The sequence below is a fragment of the Cellulomonas sp. P4_H12 genome (assembly GCF_056400905.1).
The window spans coordinates 98756-121054 of the sequence record NZ_JBFUKJ010000012.1; the positions used below are offsets into that span (position 1 = coordinate 98756).

Genomic DNA, 22299 nt, shown 5'->3' on the forward strand with positions numbered 1-22299 from the left:
GCACTAGGACGGGTCCGGGATCCGTGCCTGGGCCGCGCGCAGCTTGTCGGTGAGCCCCTGCAGGGTCGCCAGCTCCTCGCGGTCCAGGGCTCCGCCGACGAACCGCCGGATGGAGCGCACGTGCCGCCGGCCGATCTCGCGCTGCACCCGCGCCCCCTCCGCGGTCAGGCTCACTGCCACGCCGCGGGCGTCGCCGAGAACCGGGCGGCGCGTGACCAGCCCGGCGGCCTCGAGGCGTTCGACCATCCGCGACAGGCTGGGCTGGGTCAGCAGGCTGCCCTCCCCGAGCTCCTTGAGCCGAGCCGTCCCGTCCGGGCAGCCCGAGAGCGTGAAGAGGACGTCGTACTCGCGGATGGTCAGGTCGCCCCAGACGTCGTCGCGCTGGAACCGGCGCATGAGGGCGACCTGGGCCCGGAACAACGACTCCCACGCCTCGGCGGCCTCGCGCGTGCCGGGGAGCTCCCGTGCTCCGTCGTCCATCGAAAACGCCCCTCGTCCCTGTCGGTTCATGCAAACGTATCGACCTCAACGCGCCTTCGACGGCTCCTGTTCCGCTGCTGTATCGAAACACCGGCCCGGGCGCTGCTGAAACGCTTCGGCACCTCGCGGCCCCACGCGTGCGGCGACCACTCTGCGATCCGGCACTGGCTCAACGAGGAGGAACCCCTATGCCCGTCGTACCCACCCCCCGCCGCTCGGCGCTCCGCACCGCGGCCGTCGCGCTCGCCGCGACCATCGCCGTGGGCGCCGCCATCGCGATCCCCGCCCAGGCGGCTTCGACCCTCAAGGACCTGGCGACGGCAGCCGGCAAGGACGTCGGTTTCGCGCTCGCACCCGACCGGCTCTCGGAGTCGGCGTACAGGTCGATCGCCGACAGCGAGTTCACGCTCGTCGTCCCCGAGAACGCCATGAAGTGGGACGCGACCGAGCCGTCGCAGAACTCGTTCAGCTACGGCTCCGGCGATCAGGTCGTCAGCTACGCCGCGACGAGCGGCAAGAAGGTCTACGGCCACACGCTGGTCTGGCACTCCCAGCTGCCCGGCTGGGTCAGCAACCTGTCGGGCACCGCCTTGCAGTCCGCGATGACGAACCACATCACCAATGTCGCGACGCACTTCAAGGGCAAGGTCGTCGCGTGGGACGTGGTCAACGAGGCCTTCGCCGACAACGGCGCCCGCCGCGGGGACTCGCCCTTCCAGCAGAAGCTGGGCGACGGGTACATCGAGACGGCGTTCCGGACCGCCCGCGCCGCCGACCCGGGCGCCAAGCTCTGCATCAACGACTACAACACCGACGGCATCAATGCGAAGAGCACCGCGATCTACAACCTGGTCAAGGACTTCAAGTCCCGCGGCGTCCCCATCGACTGCGTCGGCTTCCAGGCCCACCTCATCGTCGGGCAGGTGCCGTCGGACCTGCAGGCCAACCTGCAGCGCTTCGCCGACCTCGGCGTGGACGTCCGCATCACCGAGCTCGACATCCGCATGACCACGCCGTCGGACGCCACCAAGCTCGCGAACCAGGCCGCCGACTACAAGAAGGTCTTCCAGGCCTGCCTCGGCGTCACCCGCTGCCAGGGCGTGACCATCTGGGGCATCACCGACAAGTACTCGTGGGTCCCGGACACCTTCCCGGGCCAGGGCGCGGCGCTCGTCTGGGACGCCGGCTACGCCAAGAAGCCGGCCTACGACGCCATCGCGTCGGCCTTCGGCCAGGTCCCGCCGAGCACCCCGCCCGTGACGCCCACGACCCCGCCGGTCACGCCGACGACGCCCCCGGTGACCCCCACCACCCCGCCGAGCGCCGGGTGCCAGGTCACCTACGGCGTCAACCAGTGGAACACCGGCTTCACGGCGAGCGTCATCGTGAAGAACACGTCGTCGGCCGCGATCAACGGCTGGACGCTGAGGTTCACGTTCCCCTCGGGGCAGGCGATCACGCAGGCGTGGAGCTCGGTGGCCACGCAGTCCGGCTCGGCCGTCACCCTGACCAACGCCGCCTGGAACGGCTCGATCCCCGCCGGCGGCAGCCAGCAGATCGGCTTCAACGGCTCGCACACGGGCACCAACACGGCGCCGACCTCGTTCACGCTGAACGGGACCACCTGCAGCAACGCCTGACGCGTCGGGCCCGGGTCCCCTAGGGAACCCGGGCCCGTCCGTGCCACCTGCGGATACGCTGGCGCGATGACGACCGAGGCGGCCCCGCGCACCACCTACCTGCTGGTGGACGGCGAGAACATCGACGCGACGCTCGGGTCCTCGATCCTCGGCGGACGACCCACCCCGGAGCAGCGGCCCCGCTGGGAGCGCGTGCTGACGTTCGCGCAGCAGACGTGGAACCAGCCGGTGAAGGCGCTGTTCTTCCTCAACGCCTCCAACGGCTCGCTCCCGATGTCGTTCGTGCAGGCGCTGCTGGCCATCGGCTTCCAGCCGATCCCGCTGTCGGGCGAGTCGTACGAGAAGGTCGTCGACATCGGCATCAAGCGCACGCTCGAGGCCATCTCCGGCCGGGGCGGCGACGTGCTGCTCGCCAGCCACGACGGCGACTTCGCGCCCGAGCTCGAGTCGCTGGTGCTCGACGACGACCGCCGCGTCGGGCTCCTCGCGTTCCGCGAGTTCACCAGCACGCAGCTGTCGGCCCTCGTCGCCCACGGTCTGGAGACGTTCGACCTGGAGGGCGACGTCGCCGCGTTCAACGTCCAGCTGCCCCGGCTCCGGATCATCCCGCTCGACGAGTTCGACCCGCTGCGCTACCTCTGAGGCCCGCGCACGTGACTCAGGTCACGGCGCCATAACGATGTACCTGCTACCGGTCCGGTTTTACCTAGTACCGCGTGGCTCAGGTGCTTTGTGCGCTGGTAGACAAGCGCCTGGTTCCGCCCGAGAAGTCTGCCGAGCTGCACCGTCAACGGCGACGACGCAGGTCAGCGGCCTCTCGGGCGGCCATCTACCGGCAGCACCGACCGGGCGGTCCCCTCCGCCCGGCGGTCACCACGACGAGGTGGTCATGAAGCGTCACATCTTGGCGGGGCTCGTCCTCGCACTCCTCACGACGGCGATCGTGCTGTTCTCCGGCCCCGAGCTCCAGGGCGTCGCCCTGCTCGGCGCCGCGCTCGGCGGGGCCCTCGGCCTCGTGCCCGACCGCTCCCCCGCCCAGCGCGCCGGCGGGTTCGCCGTCGGGTTCGCCGCCGCGTGGCTCGGCTACGCGCTGCGCGCCGCGGCCCTGCCCGACGCCGCCGCCGGCCGCGCCGTCGCGGTGCTGATCGTCCTCGGGCTCTGCCTCGCGGTCGCCGGGCTCACGCGCGGCAGGCTGCCGCTGTGGTCGGCCCTGCTCGGCGCGGCCGCCATGGCCGGCGCGTACGAGGCCACCTACGCGGCGGACCCGACCGCGTTCGTCACGTCCTCGGCGACCACCGCGACGTCGATCCTGCTCGCCGCCGGTGCCGGCTTCCTCGCGACGTCCCTGCTCGGCGTCGTCGTCGTGCAGGACCGCGAGGCTGAGCGCGCCGCCGAGGAGCTCTCCCCGTTCGTCGAGGAGCAGCAGCCGGCCGCCGCGTACGAGGGCGCCGCGAACTTCGAGGCACCCCGCGCCGCCCCACGCCGCGGCCTGCCCGCCACCCGTCCTTTCGACCCCCAGCCGGAGGCCTGACGTGCGCCGCACGACCACCACGGCGGCCGCGGCCGTCGTCCTGATCCCCCTGCTCGTGTGCGCCGCCGGCTTCCCCGCGCTCGCGGCGGACTCCGGCGACGTCGCCGTGACCAACACCGAGACCGTGCAGGCTCGCCTGTCCGCCACGGGCGCGTTCCAGGAGGCGCGCGTCTACGACCAGCTCGCACTCAGCGGCCACGGCACGACGACCGTGACCAACCCCGTCTCGACGAAGGGGCTGCGCAACCTCGACGGCTTCGGCGGCTACAAGGTCGTCGACGGCAACCTCGTGAGCACCCTCAGCGTCGACGGCGAGCGCCGCGAACGCTCGGTGAGCACCTACGACAAGGACCTGCCGCTGCGGGTCGAGGTCACGTACACGCTCGACGGCAAGCCCGTGCAGCCCGGCGCGGTCGTCGGCAAGAGCGGCACCCTCGCCGTGCACTACAAGGTCACGAACACGACCGGCAAGACGCAGGACGTCACCTACGACGACGGCACGGGCACGCAGGCCACCGCGTCAGCCCAGACCGTCATCCCGATGATCGGCCAGCTGGTCACGGTCCTGCCCTCCACGTTCACCGACGTGCAGTCCGAGGAGGCCGGCATGGCCGGCGACGGGCACGGCGGGACGCGCATGCAGTTCCAGATGACCCTGTTCCCGCCCATCGGCTCCGCGACCGCCGAGTTCGGCTACACCGCGAAGATCAGCCACGGCGTCGTGCCGTCGGCCAACCTCACGTCCATGCCGGTCTCGCCGCTCGACTACCCGTCGTTCAAGGGCGGGGCCGAGAGCTACAAGTCCGGCGCGCAGAAGGGCGTCGACCTCACCGGCGGCGCCCTGCAGATCGACGACTCCGTCCTGCAGCTGCACGACGGCGCGGCCCAGCTGCTCGCCGGCCTGCTCCAGCTGCGCGACGGCGCGGCGCAGCTCCAGACCGGACTCAACGACTCCGCGGCGCCGGGCGCCGCCGAGCTCTCGGCCGGTCTGAACGGCGAGGCAGCCCCGGGCGCAGCGAAGCTCGCGGCGGGGCTCAAGGGCGACGCGGCGCCGGGTGCAGCGAAGCTTGCCGCGGGTCTCAACAACAGCGCGGCGCCGGGTGCCGCCCAGCTCGCTGCCGGAGCGCAGCAGCTCGATGCCGGTCTGGACCAGGCCACGTCGAACGCTCCCGCGCTGCTGTCCGGACTCACCCAGGTCAGCGACGGGCTCACGCTGGTCGACACCGGTCTGGAAACGATGTACGGCAAGGTCGCGTCCGGTGGCGCCGATCTCGACAGCGGGCTCGAGCTGCTCAAGACGAAGATCGGAGCCGTCGGCACTCCCGGGACACTCCTCGATGGCGTTGACCAGCTGCGCACCCAGGTCGGCACGAATGCGCCGTACCTGCTGAACAAGCTCGCGACAGGCGTGTACAACCCCAGCGCGACGGCGCCTGGCGCGTACCAGCAGCTCACCTGCGCGATCGCGATGCTCGACGTCATCAGCAAGGGCACGGCCGGTGGCGCCGGACCCGCGGAGTGCGGACCGACGACCCTCCCCCCGATGCCGGCCGCCTCGCCCACGTCCGCGCTCGTCCTGGCAAAGCTCGGCTCCGATCTCACGGCCGGTCGGGCCTCGTTGGCCGATCCCAGCAACCTCGGCGACCCGACGAGCAAGGCGTTCTACGGCCCGGAACTGAGCAAGACCGCCAACTTGCAGCAGGGCCTGACCTACTTGCAGGGAAGGCTCGCCAACATTGCTGGACCGGGCCTCGCTCAGGTCGAGTGCGGCCTGAGCGGATACCTCGCGATGTGCCCTCCCGACTCGAGCGGGGAGAAGGTCCTCGGCGTGATCGAAGGTATCGGAGCGATCGACGACGGAGTCACTAAGCTCGTCTCCGGCGTCACGGTCGGCATCGGTGACGACGACGACACCAAGGTGGACGGCACCCTCCGCGGAGGCGTGCACTCGATGCAGAGCGGTACCGGCCAGCTGTCGGCCGGGGGCGGCACCCTCGCCTCCGGGCTCCAGAAGCTCGGCGTGGGGGCGCACCAGCTCAACACCGGTGCGGGCGCGCTGTCCGCGGGCCTGCAGGACGCAGCGACGGGCTCGTCGACGCTCGCCCAGGGTCTCGCGGGCGCCGCGACCGGCTCGTCGCAGCTCGCAGACGGCATCGCCAGGGCGGCTCTCGGCTCCCGAGCGCTCTCCGACGGCCTGGCCACCGCGGCCGACGGGTCCACCCAGCTCTCCGACGGCCTCAACACGGCCGCCGAGGGCGCGCCGCAGCTGGTCGACGGCACGCAGCAGCTGTCCGACGAGGGCACGTCGCAGGTGGTCGTCAGCGGCCAGGACACGGCCGAGGACTTCGGCGTGAAGTACGCGGTGCTGAGCGCGGGCGCCGACCGGGCGTCGGCCGAGGGCATGGCGTACGGGGCGCCCGCGGGCGCGGTCGGCGCGACGGCCTACTCGATCGACATCGCCGGGGCCGACGGCTCCGGGGTCAGCTCGCTCGGCCGCTTCATCGCGGCGATCGTCCTGTTCGCCGCGGGCATCGGCCTCGCGACGTTCGCGCGGCGCCGCTTCGTCTGACCCTGCACGACGAAGGCGTGCGACCCAGCCCGGGTCGCACGCCTTCGTGCTGCCTAGCCGCCGGCGAACGCCGACGCGAGGGCGTCGTCGATCGCCTGCTCGACCTGCGCGCGGTGCTCGCCGGCGAAGAGCGCGACGCCGTGCGCGCTGCCAGTGAGCTCGAGGAAGGTGCTCGGGTCGTCGGCGCGGGAGACGAGCTTCGACGAGAGCGCCGAGACGTTGCGGTCGTCCGTCGACGCGACCACGAGCAGCGGCCCGGTGTACCGGCTCGACGTCGAGCGCGCGTCGTGGCCCTCGTACTCCGCGGGCGGGCCGAGCGCGACGACCGTCACCGGGTCGAGGTCGTCGGCGAGCGCGGCCGCGTACATGCCGCCCTTCGAGGCGCCGACGAAGGCGACGTCCGTCGCACCGAGGCTGTGCAGCACGTCGACCGCGTCCGTGAAGGAGCGCTCGCCGGAGGCCGACCAGCTGAACGTGGCGACGAGGTACCCCTCGTCCGCCAGGCGGGCGAGCTGCCGGGCCCACTGGCAGACCTGGCCGTCGCTCTGCGGGGCCAGCACGACGCCGTGCGTGCCGGAGCCGGCGTAGCCGACGAGCGTCGGGTCGTCCTCCGGTCCGGTCGCCACCGCGGTGGAGCCTTTCGGGAGGCAGAGCGGCACGTCGGCCGGGCGCACCGATGCGGCGACGCCCGACGGTGTCGGCGTCGGGGACTCGTCCGGCGACGCGGAGCAACCGAACAGCACGACCGACGAGGCCAGCAGGAGGGCAGAGGCCCGGGCGAGGAGGGCGGAGGGCATCCCCCGTTCCTAGGCCCCGGGGTGGCTCCGGGGCAAGCGTTGTCTCAGGTCGCGGCGTCGTAGCGGTCGAGCACGATCTGCACGAGCCGGTCGTCCGGCGCGAGCGGCGCGGCGACGACGTCGGCACCGGCCTCGAGCACCCGGTCATAGAAGTACCCGGGCGCCAGGAGGTAGGAGGCGACGACCACGCGTCCGCCGGGGGGCAGGTCCGCGCGCGCCGCCTCGACCGCGGCGGGGACGCGGGGCTCGGCGCCCGCGCCGTACCCGATGGTCACGGGCTGCACCAACCGGTCGGCGAGGCCCGCGGCGACGGACTCGACCGCCAGCGCGGCGGCGGGGTCGGTCGACCCGGCGGCGGCCAGGACCACGGAGTCGTCGTCGGCGAGCCCGGCCTCCTCCAGCCGGTCCACCAGGATGTCGACCAGGAGCGGGTCGGGACCCAGCGGGGATGCCGCCGTGGCGCCGGGCTGGTCGACCGCCTGGGCGATGTCGACCTTGACGTGGAAGCCGACGGACAGCAGCAGCGGCACGACCACCGCCGCCGAGGCGTCGCCGTCGAGCGCGTGCGCGACGACGTCGGCGACCTCGGGCTGCTGCACGTCGACGAACGCCTCGCGCACGTCGAGGTCGGGTCGGGCGGCGGCGACGCCGGTGAGGATCGACCGRACGGCCGCGCGGCCGTCCGGGTCGTCCGTGCCGTGGGAGCAGCCGACGAGCACAGGCCCGTCGAGGTCCGTCCGAGGGCGCTCCGGGACCGGGCCGCGTGCGTGCAGGGCGTTCGTCATCCGACCTCCTCCAGCTGGAGACGGTATCCCCTCTTCACCACCGTCCGGATGAGCACCCGACTACCCGTGGCTTCCCGCAGGCGCGCGATCGCGACCTCGGCGGCGTGCGGGTCGCGCGAGTCGCCGGGCAGCGCGGCGAGGACCTGGTCGCGCGGGACGACGGCGCCCCCGGCCGCGGCGAGCAGCCGGAGCACCTCGAGGCCCGTCGGGGTCAGCGCGAGCACGTGTCCGTCGAGCACGGCGGTGCCGCGATGGACCTGCAAGGGCCCGGCGACGGTCTGCAGCGCCTGCAGCCCGCCGTAGTGCCCGACCAGCGCCCGGACCAGCGACCCCAGCCGCCCGCGGTCGGGCACGAGCGGGGCGATCCCGCGTTCCAGCAAGGGCTTGGCGGTGATCGGACCGACCGCCGCCATCACGACGCTGCCGCGCCGGGCCAGGGCGACGATGTCGTCCGTGACGCCGGCATCGTCGGCGGCCGCCAGCCACGCGGCAGCGCCCGGTGCGGAGGTGAAGACGACAGCGTCGACCTCCCCCGCGGCGACCGCGCGGACCGACGCCGCGACCACCTGCGGGTCCGGCGGCGGACCCCAGCGGTAGACGACCAGGCTGCGCACGCGGGCGCCGGCGGCGGCGAACGCCTCGTCGAGGCCGTCCGCKCCGGCCCCGTGGTGCTGCACGGCGATGTCCCGACCCGCGACCCCCTCGTCGAGCAGCACCTCGGCGATCTCCGCGCTCGTCTCCGACTCGGCCACCCAGTCCGCCGTGAGGCCGGCGGCCTGGATCGCGCCGCGCGCCTTGGGGCCCCGGGCGACGATGCGGGTGCCCCGCAGCATCTCCACGAGCGGCTCGTCCAGGCCTGCCGCGTCCGCGGCCTCGATCCAGCCGCGGAAACCGATGCCCGTGGTCACGACGACCGTGTCCGGCGGGGCCGCCAGCAGGGAGCGGGTGCCCTCGAGCAGCGCGGCGTCGTCGGTGTGCGGGACCATGCCGAGCGCGGGCGCGTGCCGGACGGTCGCGCCGCGGCGGCCCAGGGCGGCGGCGAGCTCCGCGGAGCGGCGGTCGGCGGTGATGAGCACGACGAGGCCCGCGAGGGTCTGGTCGATGGGTTCGCTCACGGCGCCATTGTGACGGGCCCGGGGACGGTTGCGTCGGGCGGCCCGGAGATGTGAGCCGCGTCACCAGGCTCGAGCAGGCCGGCCGCCGCGACGGCACCCAGCACGATCACCGCCGGAGCCTTCACGCCGGCCGCCGCCGCGACGTCCACGACGTCGTCCAGCCGGGCGCGCGTGACCCGCTGCCCGGGCAGCGTGCCCTCCTCGACCAGCGCGACCGGCGTGGCCGGGTCGGCCCCGGCGTCGAGCGCCTCGGCGGCCAGCTCCCCCAGCGCGCTGACCCCCATGAGCACGACGACGGTGCACGAGGCGTCCCGCAGGCCGGTGAGCGCGGCGGCCGACCAGCCGTCGTGCCCGTTCATCACGTGCACCGCCCCGACCGTGCCGCRGTGCGTCAGCGGGATGCCAGCGGCCGCCGGTGCGGCGAACGCGCTGCTCACCCCGGGGATGACCGTCACGTCCACGCCGGACTCCCGGCAGGCGAGCACCTCCTCGCCGCCCCGCCCGTACACGAACGGGTCGCCGCCCTTGAGCCGGACGACCGTGCGACCGCGCTGCGCCTGCTCCACCAGGATCCGGCCGATCTCGTGCTGCGGGACGGGGTGGTGCCCGGGCGTCTTGCCGACGTCGATGATCTCCACGCCCGGCGCGAGCTCGTCGAGCACGGCGACCGGCCCGAGCCGGTCCGTGACCACCACGTCCGCCTCGGCGAGCGCGCGGCGCCCCGCGAGCGTGAGCAGCCCGACGTCGCCGGGGCCGCCGCCGACGAGCACGACGCGCCCCTGGCGGGACCGCCGGTGCCGGAGGTCGACGCGCCCCTCGCGCAGGTGCTCCGCGAGCGCGTCCCGGACGGCGACCGTGCGCCGGGGGTCCGGTGCACCGCTGGAGACGACGCCGACCAGCACGTCGCCGTGCTGTGTGGTGGCGGGCGTGCGGGCGGAGCCCTCGGTCCCGGCGCCGGCGTCGACGCAGAACGTGTGGCGGGCCTGCGCCCAGCCGACGACCGCGGCGTCGGTGCCGCGGTCGCCGGTGGCGGTGTGCACCAACCAGGCACCGTCGAGGTCGCTGTCCTCGACCTCGCGCGCGTGCCACTCGAGCAGACCCCACCGGTGCAGGTCGCGCAGCGCCTCGCAGAGCTGGGGTGCCACGACGACCACCTGCGCGGCGTCGGCGAGCAACGCCTGCACGCGGCGCGCGGCGACCGGTCCGCCGCCCACGACCAGCACGCGGCGGCCCGTCAGCTGGAGCCCGAGCATCGTCGTCATCGCCCGACCTCCACGATCCCGTCGCCCACCCGTACCGGCCACGTGCGCAGGTCGGGTGCGAGGTCGCGGGCGGGCTCCTTGCCCGCCACGTCCAGGCAGCGGCCCGTCGTCAGGTCGAACACCTGCTTGTACATCGGGGAGGCGACCGTCGGTACCTCGTCTCCCTCGACGGACCGCGAGCCGACGATGCCGCGCGAGATCACGTGCGCGTCGCTGAACGGGTCGTGCTGCTGGACGGCCAGCACGCGGCCGTCGAGCAGCCGGAACAAGGCCACCTGCTCGCCGTCGACGAGGGCGGCCGCGCCCCGCTCGGGGGCGAGGTCGTCGAGCCGGCACACCGTGGTCCACACGGCCGTCTCCAGCAGGGTCATGAGCGGACCTCCAGGGTGGTGCCGGCGACGAGCACGGGCTCGCCGCGCCGGGCCGCGTCCTTCTCCTGCGCCGTCGCCGGCCGCGACTGGCCGCGCTCGGGCACGTACGCGAGCGACGGGTCGGGGGTGTCGGGCGCGTTGACGAAGCTGGCGAACCGGCGCAGCTTCTCCGGGTCCTCGAGGGTGGCCCGCCACTCGTCCTCGTACTCGTCGACGTGCCGGGCCATCTGGGCGTCGAGGTCGGCCGCGATGCCCAGCGAGTCCTGCAGGACGACCGCCCGGACGCCGTCGAGACCGCCCTCGACGTCCTCGATCCAGGGAGCCGTGCGCTGCAGCCGGTCCGCGGTGCGCACGTAGTACAGGAGAAACCGGTCGATGGTGCGGACCAGCGTCTCGGTGTCGAGGTCCTCGGCCAGCAGCTGCGCGTGCCGCGGGGTGAAGCCGCCGTTGCCACCCACGTAGACGTTCCAGCCCTTGTCGGTCGCAATGACGCCGACGTCCTTGCCGCGGGCCTCGGCGCACTCGCGCGCGCACCCCGAGACCCCGAGCTTGATCTTGTGCGGCGACCGCAGCCCGCGGTAGCGCAGCTCGAGCATGACCGCGAGCGCCACCGAGTCCTGCACGCCGAACCGGCACCACGTCGACCCGACGCACGACTTCACGGTCCGCAGGGACTTGCCGTAGGCGTGGCCGGACTCGAACCCGGCGTCGACCAGGCGCTGCCAGATGAGCGGGAGCTGGTCGATGCGGGCGCCGAACATGTCGATCCGCTGGCCGCCGGTGATCTTGGTGTACAGCCCGAAGTCCTTGGCCACGGCCCCGATCGCGATGAGCCCCTCGGGCGTGACCTCACCGCCGGCGATGCGCGGCACCACCGAGTACGAGCCGTCCTTCTGCAGGTTCGCCATCACGTGGTCGTTGGTGTCCTGCAGCGCGGCCCGCTCGCCCTCGAGGACGTGCGCCGGCGAGGTCGTCGCCAGGATCGACGCGACGGTCGGTCGGCAGATGTCACAGCCGCGACCCTCGGCGCGGGTGCCGAACCGCTCGATGACCTGCGTGAACGACGACACGCCGGAGACCCGGACGGCGTCGTACAGCTGCGCGCGGCTCAGCGCGAAGTGCTCGCAGAGCGCGGTGCTCACGGCGATGCCCTGCGCGGCCAGCTCGGTGGTCACCAGCTTCTTGACCAGCGGGAGGCACGAGCCGCAGCTGGTGCCCGCCTTGGTGCACGCCTTGACCGCGCCGAGGTCCGTGCACGCGTGGTCGGTGACCGCGCCGCGGATGGTGCCCGCCGAGACGTTGTTGCACGAGCACACGGCGGCGTCGTCGGGGAGCTCGAGGTCGGGGGCTCCCCCGCCACCCTCGGGCAGCAGGTAGGCGGCCGGGTCGCCGGGGAGCTCGCGGCCGAGCATCGGGCGCAGGCTCGCGTAGGCGCTGGCATCGCCCACGAGCACGCCGCCGAGCAGCGTGCGGGCGTCGTCGGACATGACGAGCTTCTTGTAGACGCCGCCGACCGGGTCCGCCCAGACGATCTCGAGCGCTCCGGGCGTCTCGCCGAACGCGTCCCCGAAGCTGGCCACGTCGACGCCCGAGAGCTTGAGCTTGGTCGCCGTGTCGGCGCCGGGGAACTCCGAGGTTCCGCCGAGCAGCCGGTCGGCGGTGATCTCGGCCATGGCGTAGCCGGGGGCGACGAGCCCGATGCAAGCGCCCTGGATGCAGGCGACCTCGCCGACCGCGGAGATGTCCGGGTCGCTGGTCAGGCACGTGTCGTCGACGACGACGCCGCCTCGCTCGCCGATCGTCAACCCCGAGGAACGGCCGAGCTCGTCGCGCGGACGGACACCCGCGGCGATCACGACGACGTCCGCGTCGACGCGGCCGCCGTCGGCGAGCTCCAGGCGGCCCACGCCGCCGCGGCGGTGGGGGCGGATCCGGGTGGTCATCGCGTTGAGCCGCACCCCGACGCCCAGCTGGTTGATGAGCCGGCGCAGCGCCTCGCCGCCGCCGAGGTCGACCTGCGCCGACATGAGGTGGGTGCCCACCTGCAGGACCGTCGTGCGCGCGCCGAGCGCCTGCAGCGCCCCGGCCGCCTCGAGCCCGAGCAGGCCGCCGCCGAGGACGGCTCCCTTGACCACGCGGTCCTCGGACAGCTTCTCCACGTAGCCGCGCAGGGCGGCGACGTCGTCGACCGTGCGGTACACGAACACGCCCGGCAGGTCGGCGCCCTCGAGCGGCGGCACCCACGCGGACGAGCCGGTCGCGAGCACCAGGTGGTCGTAGTGCTCCACCCGGCCCCGCGACGTCGTGACGGTCTTGGCCTCCCGGTCGATCTGCGTCACGGCGTCGTCGCGGACCAGCGTCACCAGCGGGTCGGACCAGAGCTCGGGGTCACCGAGCGCGAGGTCGTCGGCGTCGCGACCCGAGAAGTAGCTGGTGAGCGCGACGCGGTCGTACGGCCGGCGCGGCTCCTCGGCCAGGACCGTGATGCGCCACGCACCGGCCGCGTCGCGGTCGCGCATCGCCTCGACCAGCCGCTGCGCGACCATGCCGCCGCCGACGACGACGAGGTGCTGGTTCATGGGAGCTCCGTCTGGCTGGGGTCCGGGGGCGCCTCCCACGCTAGGAACGGCGTGTTTCCGCCGGGGGTGCTGCTCCGTTACCTCGGAGGAACCTTTCCCGCACACGGCGTGGGTGCCCGGTGTGAGAGTGAGGGCATGAGTCCCGTGATCGCCCTGCTGCGGGCCGCCAACGTCGGCGGCCGCACCATCAAGGCCGCCCAGCTGCGCGCCGCCGCCGAGGGTCTCGGCCACACCGAGGTCGCCACCTATGTGAACAGCGGGAACCTCGTCCTGGTGCCGTCGGGGCCGGTCGCCGGCGTCGGCCCGGGCCTGTCGGCCGCGCTGTCCGACGAGCTCGGCTTCGACGTGCCCGTGCTGACCCGCACGCTCCCCCAGTGGGACGCGATCGTGGACCGGCTGCCGTTCCCCGACGAGGCCGCGTCCGACCCGTCGCACCTGGTCCTGTACTGCTGGGACGGCGCGCCGACGGACACGTCGTTCGACCCGGCGCCCTACGGCAACGAGAAGGTCGCCTTCGCCGGCCACGAGATGTACGCCTACTTCCCCGACGGCATCGGCCGCTCGAAGCTCACGCTCCCCCTCATCGAGAAGTCGGTCGGCCGCTCGGGCACGGCGCGGAACTGGAACACGGTGCTCGCGCTGCAGCGGCTCGCCCGCGAGCGCGCCTGACTAGCGTGGGCGCCATGAGCACCCTGTTCACCAAGATCATCGACGGCGAGATCCCCGGCCGGTTCGTGTGGGCCGACGACGTCGCCGTGGCCTTCGGCACGATCGCCCCCATCACCGACGGGCACGTGCTCGTGGTCCCGCGCGCGGAGATCGAGCAGCTCACCGACGCGCCCGACGACGTGCTGGCCCACCTGGTCGCCGTCGCGAAGACGATCGGCCGGGCCCAGCAGCAGGCGTGGTCGGCGCCGCGCGCCGCGCTGCTGGTGGCCGGCTTCGAGGTCCCCCACCTGCACCTGCACGTGCTGCCCGCGTGGGACGAGGCCAGCCTGTCGTTCCGCAACGCCCGCACCGACGTGCCCGCAGCGGACCTCGACGCGGCGGCGGAACGGGTCCGCGCCACCTTGGTCGACCAGGGCCACGGCGACCACGTCCCCTCGTCGCTCAGCTCCGCGACCCTCTGACCACCTGGGGCGCGGCATCGGTGCCGCGTGCGTCGGTGTTGTGCCTGCGAGAGATGCACAGGTGGCGCGCGGAGGATGGGTGACGACATCGGGCCGTCGGCAGTGCAGAGTCTGACCAGCAGTCACCACGGGAGGCAGGCAGCGATGGCAGCACGTCGAGACACCGGGCTCGCCGCGCTCGCGGGGCTGGCCGCGGGGGCGGTCACGCTCGGCGTCGGGGCACTCGTCGCGCTGGTGACCGGCCCGACGTCCGACCCCCTCGTGGCCGTCGGGTCCGCGTTCGTCGACGCCACGCCCGCCTGGCTCAAGGACTTCGCGGCCTCGACGTTCGGCACCGCGGACAAGCTCGTGCTCGGCATCGGCGAGGTGGTGGTCCTGCTCGCGCTCGCGGCGCTGGCCGGCGTGCTCGCCGCGCGCCGGTGGGCGTGGGGCGCGACGCTGGTCGTCGTCCTGGGGGCTGCCGCCGGCCTCGCGGCGATGGGACGGCCCGACGCGGGAGCGCTGGCCGCGCTGCCGAGCGTCGCCGGAGCGATCGCCGGCCTGATGACCCTGCGCGCCCTGGTGCGGCGACTGCCCGGCGCGCCCGGGCAGCGACCGCGGCCCGTCGGCGCCGAGCGTCGTGCGTTCCTGCAGGCCACGGCCGCGGCCGGCGCGCTCGGGGTGGTCGGCGTGGTGATCGGCCGAGCGGTCGGCGCGGGTGCGCGCGGCGCCCAGGCGGCGCGCGCGGCGATCACGATCCCGCGGCCGAGCACGACGGCGGCACCGGTCCCGGCGGGTGTCGACGTCGGCGTGGACGGCGTGGGGCCGTGGCAGACGCCCGCCGACGAGTTCTACCGGATCGACACCGCGCTCGTGGTGCCGCAGGTGGACCCGAGCACGTGGAGCCTGCGGGTGCACGGCATGGTCGAGCAGGAGGTCACGCTCACGTGGGACGAGCTGCTGGCCTCCGACCTGGTCGAGGCCTGGGTGACGCTCGCGTGCGTCTCCAACCCGGTGGGCGGCGACCTCGTCGGCAACCAGAAGTGGCTCGGCCTGCCCATCCGTGAGGTGCTCGCGCGCGCCAAGCCGACCGGCGACGCCGACATGGTGCTGTCCCGCAGCGTCGACGGGTTCACGGCGTCGACGCCGCTCGCGGCCCTCACCGACGGCCGCAACGCCCTGCTGGCGATCGCGATGGACGGCGAGCCGCTCCCCGTCGAGCACGGCTTCCCGGTGCGCATGGTGGTCCCGGGCCTGTATGGGTACGTCTCGGCGACGAAGTGGGTGACGGAGCTGACGGTCACCCGGTTCGCCGACGCCACGTCCTACTGGACGGACCGCGGCTGGTCCCCCGAGGGCCCGGTCAAGACCCAGTCCCGCATCGAGGTGCCCAGCGGCGGGTCGGTGCCCGCCGGCCCGGTCGTCGTGGCCGGCACCGCGTGGGCGCAGCACCGCGGGATCACGGGCGTGCAGGTCCGGGTGGACGACGGGCCGTGGAACGACGCGACGCTCGCCGACGACGGCGGGATCGACTCGTGGCGGCAGTGGTCATGGACGTGGCAGGCCGAGGCCGGCCAGCACGACCTGTTCGTCCGTGCGTCGGACCCGGTCGGCCCCCAGACGGGCACGCCCGCCGACGTCATCCCCGACGGCGCCACCGGCTACGACACCGTCCGCGTGTCGGTCACCTGACTCAGTACACGTCCCGCACGTAGCGCCGCCTCGCGCTGAGGTCCTTCACGTAGGCGGCCGCGGCGTCGGCGCTGAGCCCGCCGTGCGTCGCGACGATCTCGCGCAGCGCGGCGTCGACGTCCTTCGCCATCCGCGAGGCGTCGCCGCACACGAAGAACGACGCGCCCTGCTCGAGCCACTCCCACAGGCGCGCGCCGTGCTCGCGCATCCGGTCCTGCACGTAGACCTTGGCGCGCTGGTCCCGCGAGAAGGCCGTGGCGAGCCGGTCGAGCGTGCCCTCGGAGAGCATCCGCGACAACTCCTCGCGGTAGTAGAAGTCGGTCGCCTGGTGCTGCTCGCCGAAGAAGAGCCAGTTGCGGCCCGTGTGCCCCGCGGCCGCGCGGTCGGCCAGGAAGCCGACGAACGGGGCCACGCCCGTCCCCGGTCCGACCATGATCGCCGGGACGTCGGGGGCCGGGGGCCGGAAGTGCGACGTGGGCTGCACGTGCACCGGCACGACGGTCCCGAGGGGCGCGTCGGCGAGGAACGTCGAGCACATGCCGCCGCGCGCGGCACCCGACGGCGAGGCGTACCGGACGACGGACATGGTGAGCGCGATCGTGTCCGGCGAGACGCGCGCGCTCGACGAGATCGAGTACTGCCGCGGCGCGAGGCGACGCAGCACGCCGACCAGGTCCGCCGCCGGCACGTCGGGGGCCAGCTCGGCGACGACGTCCACCGCCTGCCGGCACCACGTCCAGCGGGCGAGGTCGCTCGCGTTGCCGGGCCGCAGCAGCTGGCGCAGCTCGCTGCTCCCGGACCGATCCGCGACGAGCGCCAGCAGGTCGGTCGAGACGCGGCTGACGTCGAGCTCCGTGGTCAGCGCCGAGCGCAGCGGCCACGGGCTCCCGCCGACGTCGACCACCTGGTCGGGATCCCAGCCGGTGACCGCGAGCCACTCGTCGACGAGGGCCGTCGAGTTGGTGGGCCGGACGGCGATCGCGTCGCCGGCGCGGTAGGAGACCGCACGCGGGCTGTCGGCGACGTCGAGGACGATCTCGCGGACCTCCTTGCTGGAGCCCGGCAGCGACAGCAGACGGTTCCCGACGACCCGTGCCAGGCCGGGGTGCCGGCGGGTCGCGTCGGCAGGGACGTCCGGGGTCGCGACGACCGGGACGGGCTCGGCGCCCCGTGAGCCACCGAGCGCCGTGGCGACCGCCTCGATCCACGCGCGCGCCCGGTCGTCCTCGCCGGGCTCGCAGTCGACGCGCTCGACCAGCCGCGTCGCGCCCAGCTCCTCGAGCCGGTGGTCGAGCCGGCGCCCGTGCCCGCAGAACCGGTCGTAGCTCGAGTCGCCCAGCGCCAGCACCGCGAACCGCGACCCGTCGAGCCGGCGCGCGTCGACGGCCGCCACGGCCTCCCAGAACGCGCTGCCGTTGTCGGGCGCGTCCCCGTCGCCGAACGTGCTGGTCACCACGACGAGGTCGGCCCCCGTCGGCAGGTCCGCGGGGAGGCAGTCGTCCATCGCGACGACTCGCGGCGCGAGACCGACGCCCACGAGCCGCTCGGCCACGGCCGCTGCCAGGTCCTCGGCCGAGCCGGTCTGGGACGCCCACAGCACGACCACCTGGCGCACGGCGGTGGCCGCGTCGGAGCCTGCACGTCCGGCGGCGGCCGCACCGCCCTCCGGGGGCGTCCGCGAGAACAGCCCCGCGAGCAGCCCGTCCACCCACAGCGCGTGGTCGGCGTCCAGCGGCGCGGTCGACGGCAGCACCGGCGTACCCGGCTCTCCCCCGCCGAGCCCGGCGAGGAAGCCCGCGAGGTAGCGACGCTCGCGTTCGCCGAGCACGGGAGCCTCCGACGCGTCGAGCCCGAGCGTCGCACCCAGCGCGCGGATCGCCCGCGCGCCCGGCGTGAGGTCGTCGCGGGGCGCGGGTTCGACGGCCGGCGGCTCGGGATCGGCGGCCGGCGACGCGACCGGCGTGAGCGCCACCGCGCACACCTTGAGCTCGGGCTGGAACGAGAGCGGGTCGACCGCGTCGCTGGTCACGGCGTTGACGGCGAGGTACTCGCCGAACAGGTCGTTCCAGTGGAACGGCGCGAACAGGGCGCCAGGCAGCACCCGGTCGGTCACCGCGACGGGCAGCACGGCGCGGCCCCGGCGTGACGCGACCTCGACGGACGCACCGTCGACCAGCCCCAGCGCCGCCGCGTCGGACGGGTGCATCTCGACGAACGGGCCCGGCGCGAGCTTGTTCAGCTTGGCGACCTTGCCCGTCTTCGTCATGGTGTGCCACTGGTGCTGCACGCGCCCGGTGTTGAGCACGAACGGGAAGTCGTCGTCGGGGAGCTCGGCGGCGGGCAGGTGCGGACGGGCGAGGAACCGCGCCCGGCCCGACGGTGTGGGGAACGCCAGGCGCGGGCGCGTGCCGTCCGGGCGCTCGAGCAGCTGCTGGCTGACGCCGTCGTTGAGGTAGCGGACGGGGTTGCGGCGCGGCCCGTCGGGGGCGGCCGGCCACTGCACCGACCCGGCGCGCAGGCGGTCGTAGGTGACGCCCCGCAGGTCGTAGCCGGTGCGGGGGTTGGCGAAGGCGCGCAGCTCCTCGAACACCTCCTCGGACGAGGCGAAGTCGAAGCCGTCGTACCCCATCGCGGTCGCGACGCGCGCGATGAGCTGCCAGTCCGGCAGGGCGTCGCCCGGCGGTCGCAGGGCCGCGCGCGCGAGCGTGAGGTTCCGCTCGGAGTTGATCATCACCCCGTCGGACTCCGACCACAGCGCGCCGGGCAGCACCACGTCGGCGTACGCGTTCGTCTCGGTGTCCGCGAACGCGTCCTGCGTCACCACGAGCTCCGCCCGCTCGAGCCCCTCGATCACGGTGCGCCGGTTCCCGACGGAGGCGACCGGGTTGGTGCAGACGACCCAGCACGCCTTGATCTCGCCGGCAGCCATGCGCTCGAACATGTCGACCGTGCCTCGGCCCGTGAAGTCGGCGCGCAGCGTCCCGGGGTCCAGGCCCCACACGCCCTCGACGACGGCGCGGTCGTCCTCGTCGAGCACGGTGCGCTGCCCCGGCAGGCCCGGACCCATGTAGCCCATCTCGCGGCCGCCCATCGCGTTGGGCTGACCGGTCAGCGAGAACGGGCCCGAGCCCGTGCGGCAGATGGCGCCGGTCGCCAGGTGCAGGTTGACCAGCGCGTTCGTGTTCCACGTGCCGTGCGTCGACTGGTTGAGCCCCATGGTCCAGCAGGACACCCAGCTCCCCGCGCCCGCCAGCATCGCCGCCGCCGTGCGCAGGTCGGTCTCGGCCAGGCCCGTGAGGCGCGCGACCTCGTCGGCCGGGTAGTCCTCGAGCATCGCCTCGACGTCCGCCCAGCCCTCGGTGTGCTCGGCGACGAACTCCTCGTCGAGCCCGCCGGCCTCCACGACGAGCCGCAGCAGGCCGTTGAGGAGCGCGATGTCCGTGCCCGGGGCCACCTGGAGGAACAGGTCGGCCTTGTCGGCCGTGGCCGTGCGCCGGGGGTCGACGACGATGAGCTTCGCGCCCGCCTTGACCCGGTCGAGCAGCCGCAGGAACAGGACCGGGTGGCAGTCGGCCATGTTCGCGCCGATGACGAGGAACACGTCCGCGTGATCGAGGTCGTCGTACGACCCGGGCGGCCCGTCGGCACCGAGCGAGAGCTTGTAGCCCGTCCCCGCGCTGGCCATGCAGAGGCGCGAGTTCGACTCGATCCACTGCGTGCGCACGTAGCCCTTGGCCAGCTTGTTGGCCAGGTACTGGGCCTCGAGGCTCATCTGGCCCGAGACGTAGAGCGCGAAGGCGTCGGGCCCGTGCGTGTCGACCACCTCCCGCAGGCGCCGGGCGACGAGCTCGATGGTCTCGTCGAGCGGCGCGCGCTCCGGCTCGGCACCGCGCTCGGGGCGGACGAGCGCGTGCGTCGCCCGGCCGCCCGCGGCGAGCATGTCCGCGCTGGTCGCACCCTTGGTGCACAGCCGGCCGGCGTTCGCCGGGTGCGACTTGTCCCCCCGGGCGCCGCGCGCGACGCGTCGGCCCTCGTCGTCGCACGCGACGTCGAGGACGATCCCGCACCCCACGCCGCAGTAGGAGCACACCGTCGCCACCTGCTCGAGCGACGTGGTGCTCCCCTGCGGGGCGGGAGTGGTGGTGGTCAAGGTCAGATGACCGTCGTGCCGTAGGCGCCGGAGCGGCGCTGGTAGACGGCCCACGTGGTGGCGCCCATGACCAGGTACAGGCCCACGATCACCCAGAGCGCGCCCTGGATGTTCCCGGTCAGCGAGGTGGAGACGGCGAACCCGCGGGGGATGAGGAACCCGCCGAACGCCCCCACCGCACCGGCGATCCCGAGGCAGCCCGCGGCGGCCTTGGCGCGCCGGGCGCGGTCCTCGTCGTCGGTGGTGCCGAAGCGGAAGACGGCGGGGATCATCCGGTAGACCGAGCCGTTGCCGGCACCCGTCGCGACGAACAGCACGAGGAACGAGACGATGAAGGGCCAGAACGCGTGCGCCCGCAGGGCGAAGATCGCGCACACGACGCCGAGGGCCATGACGACGAACGCGACGACCGTGACGCGGGCGCCGCCCAGCGTGTCGGCCAGCATGCCGCCCAGCGGGCGGGCGATCGAGCCGACCACTGCCCCGGCGAACGCGATGGTGAGGGTGACCTCGGGGAACTGGTTCTTCAGCAGCGTGGGGAACGCGCCCGAGAAGCCGATGAACGAGCCGAAGGTGCCGATGTAGATGAACGAGATGATCCAGGTGTTCCGCGAGCGGGCGGCCACCCCGTAGGAGCGCGGGTCCGACTTGGCGTTGGACAGGTTGTCCATGTAGCGCCAGGCCAGGAGCGCCGCGATCAGCACGAGCGGCACGAACATCAGCCCGGCGCGCTCGAGCTCGAGGCCGGCGGCGCCCACGATGACGAGCGGCACGGCGAACTGCACCGCGGCCGTGCCCAGGTTGCCGCCCGCCGCGTTGAGGCCGAGCGCGCGGCCCTTCTCCCGCTCCGGGTAGAAGAACGAGATGTTGGCCATCGAGGAGGCGAAGTTGCCGCCGCCGACGCCCGCGAGCGCGGCGACGGCCAGCAGGACGCCGAAGCCGATGTCGGGGTGCTGGACGGCGATGGCGAGCCCGACGGTCGGCACGAGGAGCAGCAGCGCGGACACGATCGTCCAGTTGCGGCCGCCGAAGAGCGGGACCGCGAACGTGTAGGGGATGCGGAGCGCGGCGCCGACCAGCGACGGGACCGCGATGAGCCAGAACATCTGGTCGACGCTGAGGACGAAGCCCGCCGCGGGGAGCTGCGGGACGACGATGCTCCACGAGGCCCAGACGGCGAACCCGAGGAACTCGGCGAACACCGACAGGCCGAGGTTGCGTCGGGCGATGACCCGGCCGACGGCGGCCCACTGGCCACCGTCCTCCGGGTTCCAGCCGTCGATCCATCGGCCGGGCCGGTGGACGAGCGGCGCTGGTGCGGTGTCGAGGACGGGAGCAGTGCCGGTGCCTGTCGCGAGCTGGGTCGCCATGCGGACCTCCGGAGGACGGGTCGGGTCTGTGTCGACGACGACGCTAGGGAGCGCATGTTTCGACCGACCTGCCCGCCCGGTTGCGCGTTCGGATCCATTCGCGCACCGGTTGCCGCGGGGGCCTGTGAGATCAGGGAAGCGGCCGCACCCGCACGAGCTCGGTCGGGACCGCGAGCCGGACGGTCGCGCCGACGTGCAGACCGAGCAGCGCGACCTGGGCCGGAGGGACGTCGACGAGCACGTCGCCGGTGGTCCGCAGGCGCACCCCGGTGGTGCCGGGCTCCAGGTCGACGACGCGTGAGGTCCAGCCGCCGTCGCCGCCGACGACCACCGCGCCGGGCGGGAAGGTCAGCTGGGCTCGACCGCCCGGCGGGGCGTCGCACGGCACGAGCAGTCCGTCCGGGCCGGCCAGGACGGTCCGGCCGCCCGCGCCGGTCACGAGCGTGCCGACGACGAGGTTGACGCCCGCCAGCGCCGCCGTGAACGGGTGCACGGGGTCGGTGAGGACGTCGAGCGGCCGACCCTGCTCGACCACCTGACCGTCGTGCAGGACCACCACCCGGTCCGCGAGCGTGACGGCGTCGAGCACGTCGTGGGTGACCAGGACGGTCGCGGTACGCGTGCGCCGCACCTGGTCGCGGACGAGCTCGCGCAGCTCGGCCGCGGTCCGCACGTCGAGCTGTGCGAACGGCTCGTCGAGCAGCAGCACGTCCGGCTCCGCGGCGAGCGCCCGCGCGAGGGCGACCCGCTGCCGCTGGCCCCCGGACAGCTCCTCGGGCCGCCGGTCGGCCAGCCCGCCKAGCCCGACCGCCGCGAGCCACCCGTCGGCCGCGCGCCGGGCGTCCCTGG

General features: G+C 74.0%; 17 protein-coding genes. 7 read left to right on the top strand and 10 right to left on the bottom strand.

Annotated features, from left to right (window positions below; translation table 11 throughout):
• Positions 1–3: 3 nt before the first annotated feature.
• Positions 4–480, bottom strand: coding sequence for a MarR family winged helix-turn-helix transcriptional regulator (locus AC1DQC_RS08715; RefSeq protein ID WP_477050833.1), 477 nt, complete (start codon positions 478–480; stop codon positions 4–6).
• Positions 481–668: 188 nt separating this feature from the next.
• Here AC1DQC_RS08715 and AC1DQC_RS08720 point away from each other — a divergent pair, with 188 nt between their 5' ends.
• The 4 genes from AC1DQC_RS08720 to AC1DQC_RS08735 all read left to right on the top strand — a co-directional run bounded on the left by AC1DQC_RS08720 (position 669) and on the right by AC1DQC_RS08735 (position 6220).
• Complete coding sequence (locus tag AC1DQC_RS08720; protein ID WP_477050834.1) at positions 669–2120, top strand: glycoside hydrolase family 10 protein; 1452 nt, start codon at positions 669–671, stop codon at positions 2118–2120.
• A gap of 66 nt (positions 2121–2186) precedes the next feature.
• On the top strand, positions 2187–2762 hold the full coding sequence (locus AC1DQC_RS08725; protein ID WP_477050835.1) for an NYN domain-containing protein: 576 nt from the start codon (positions 2187–2189) through the stop codon (positions 2760–2762).
• Between the two features lie 247 nt (positions 2763–3009).
• Entirely contained in the window at positions 3010–3651 is a 642-nt protein-coding gene (locus tag AC1DQC_RS08730; RefSeq protein WP_477050836.1) for a hypothetical protein, read from the top strand.
• Position 3652: 1 nt separating this feature from the next.
• Positions 3653–6220, top strand: coding sequence for a hypothetical protein (locus AC1DQC_RS08735; protein ID WP_477050837.1), 2568 nt, complete (start codon positions 3653–3655; stop codon positions 6218–6220).
• A 53-nt stretch (positions 6221–6273) separates the two neighbouring features.
• On the opposite strand, the gene AC1DQC_RS08740 is transcribed toward AC1DQC_RS08735, so the two are convergent.
• Genes AC1DQC_RS08740 through nirB form a run of 6 tightly spaced genes read right to left on the bottom strand, consistent with a single transcriptional unit; the run spans position 6274 to position 13129 of the window.
• Positions 6274–7017 (bottom strand): alpha/beta fold hydrolase, encoded by a 744-nt coding sequence (locus AC1DQC_RS08740; protein ID WP_477050838.1) that lies wholly within the window; start codon positions 7015–7017, stop codon positions 6274–6276.
• Between the two features lie 44 nt (positions 7018–7061).
• A complete protein-coding gene (locus tag AC1DQC_RS08745; protein ID WP_477050839.1) occupies positions 7062–7802 on the bottom strand; it encodes a sirohydrochlorin chelatase in 741 nt (246 codons plus the stop codon).
• Positions 7799–8917 (bottom strand): uroporphyrinogen-III synthase, encoded by a 1119-nt coding sequence (locus AC1DQC_RS08750; protein ID WP_477050840.1) that lies wholly within the window; start codon positions 8915–8917, stop codon positions 7799–7801. Before AC1DQC_RS08750 ends, AC1DQC_RS08745 begins: the two co-directional genes overlap by 4 nt.
• Complete coding sequence (gene cobA, locus AC1DQC_RS08755; protein ID WP_477050841.1) at positions 8914–10179, bottom strand: uroporphyrinogen-III C-methyltransferase; 1266 nt, start codon at positions 10177–10179, stop codon at positions 8914–8916. Before cobA ends, AC1DQC_RS08750 begins: the two co-directional genes overlap by 4 nt.
• On the bottom strand, positions 10176–10550 hold the full coding sequence (gene nirD, locus AC1DQC_RS08760; protein ID WP_477050842.1) for a nitrite reductase small subunit NirD: 375 nt from the start codon (positions 10548–10550) through the stop codon (positions 10176–10178). The genes cobA and nirD overlap by 4 nt, the downstream gene beginning before the upstream one ends.
• The gene (gene nirB, locus AC1DQC_RS08765) at positions 10547–13129 is read right to left on the bottom strand and encodes a nitrite reductase large subunit NirB (protein WP_477050843.1); all 2583 of its coding nucleotides are present in this window, start codon (positions 13127–13129) and stop codon (positions 10547–10549) included. Before nirB ends, nirD begins: the two co-directional genes overlap by 4 nt.
• Before the next feature lie 135 nt (positions 13130–13264).
• Here nirB and AC1DQC_RS08770 point away from each other — a divergent pair, with 135 nt between their 5' ends.
• The 3 genes from AC1DQC_RS08770 (at position 13265) to AC1DQC_RS08780 (ending at position 15930) form a co-directional block, all read left to right on the top strand.
• Positions 13265–13798: a DUF1697 domain-containing protein gene (locus AC1DQC_RS08770; RefSeq protein WP_477050844.1), complete on the top strand. Its 534-nt coding sequence runs from the start codon at positions 13265–13267 to the stop codon at positions 13796–13798.
• 14 nt (positions 13799–13812) lie between these two features.
• Complete coding sequence (locus AC1DQC_RS08775; protein ID WP_477050845.1) at positions 13813–14259, top strand: HIT family protein; 447 nt, start codon at positions 13813–13815, stop codon at positions 14257–14259.
• Between the two features lie 144 nt (positions 14260–14403).
• The gene (locus AC1DQC_RS08780; protein ID WP_477050846.1) at positions 14404–15930 is read left to right on the top strand and encodes a molybdopterin-dependent oxidoreductase; all 1527 of its coding nucleotides are present in this window, start codon (positions 14404–14406) and stop codon (positions 15928–15930) included.
• Position 15931: 1 nt separating this feature from the next.
• Here AC1DQC_RS08780 and AC1DQC_RS08785 read toward each other — a convergent pair whose 3' ends face one another.
• The 3 genes from AC1DQC_RS08785 to AC1DQC_RS08795 form a co-directional block, all read right to left on the bottom strand.
• Complete coding sequence (locus tag AC1DQC_RS08785) at positions 15932–20080, bottom strand: molybdopterin-dependent oxidoreductase (protein WP_477050847.1); 4149 nt, start codon at positions 20078–20080, stop codon at positions 15932–15934.
• 2 nt (positions 20081–20082) lie between these two features.
• Positions 20083–21450: an MFS transporter gene (locus AC1DQC_RS08790; protein ID WP_477050848.1), complete on the bottom strand. Its 1368-nt coding sequence runs from the start codon at positions 21448–21450 to the stop codon at positions 20083–20085.
• 130 nt (positions 21451–21580) lie between these two features.
• Positions 21581–22299, bottom strand: a 719-nt coding sequence (locus AC1DQC_RS08795; RefSeq protein WP_477050849.1) for an ATP-binding cassette domain-containing protein, incomplete at its 5' end; no start/stop codon positions are given.

Bases quoted from the DNA above. Each gene is read 5' to 3' on its own strand.
- AC1DQC_RS08715 (WP_477050833.1), bottom strand. From the start codon at position 480: ATGGACGACGGAGCACGGGAGCTCCCCGGCACGCGCGAGGCCGCCGAG.
- nirD (WP_477050842.1), bottom strand. From the start codon at position 10,550: ATGACCCTGCTGGAGACGGCCGTGTGGACCACGGTGTGCCGGCTCGAC.
- AC1DQC_RS08775 (WP_477050845.1), top strand. From the start codon at position 13,813: ATGAGCACCCTGTTCACCAAGATCATCGACGGCGAGATCCCCGGCCGG.
- AC1DQC_RS08725 (WP_477050835.1), top strand. From the start codon at position 2,187: ATGACGACCGAGGCGGCCCCGCGCACCACCTACCTGCTGGTGGACGGC.
- AC1DQC_RS08730 (WP_477050836.1), top strand. From the start codon at position 3,010: ATGAAGCGTCACATCTTGGCGGGGCTCGTCCTCGCACTCCTCACGACG.
- nirB (WP_477050843.1), bottom strand. From the start codon at position 13,129: ATGAACCAGCACCTCGTCGTCGTCGGCGGCGGCATGGTCGCGCAGCGG.
- AC1DQC_RS08780 (WP_477050846.1), top strand. From the start codon at position 14,404: ATGGCAGCACGTCGAGACACCGGGCTCGCCGCGCTCGCGGGGCTGGCC.
- AC1DQC_RS08740 (WP_477050838.1), bottom strand. From the start codon at position 7,017: ATGCCCTCCGCCCTCCTCGCCCGGGCCTCTGCCCTCCTGCTGGCCTCG.
- AC1DQC_RS08720 (WP_477050834.1), top strand. From the start codon at position 669: ATGCCCGTCGTACCCACCCCCCGCCGCTCGGCGCTCCGCACCGCGGCC.
- AC1DQC_RS08790 (WP_477050848.1), bottom strand. From the start codon at position 21,450: ATGGCGACCCAGCTCGCGACAGGCACCGGCACTGCTCCCGTCCTCGAC.
- AC1DQC_RS08770 (WP_477050844.1), top strand. From the start codon at position 13,265: ATGAGTCCCGTGATCGCCCTGCTGCGGGCCGCCAACGTCGGCGGCCGC.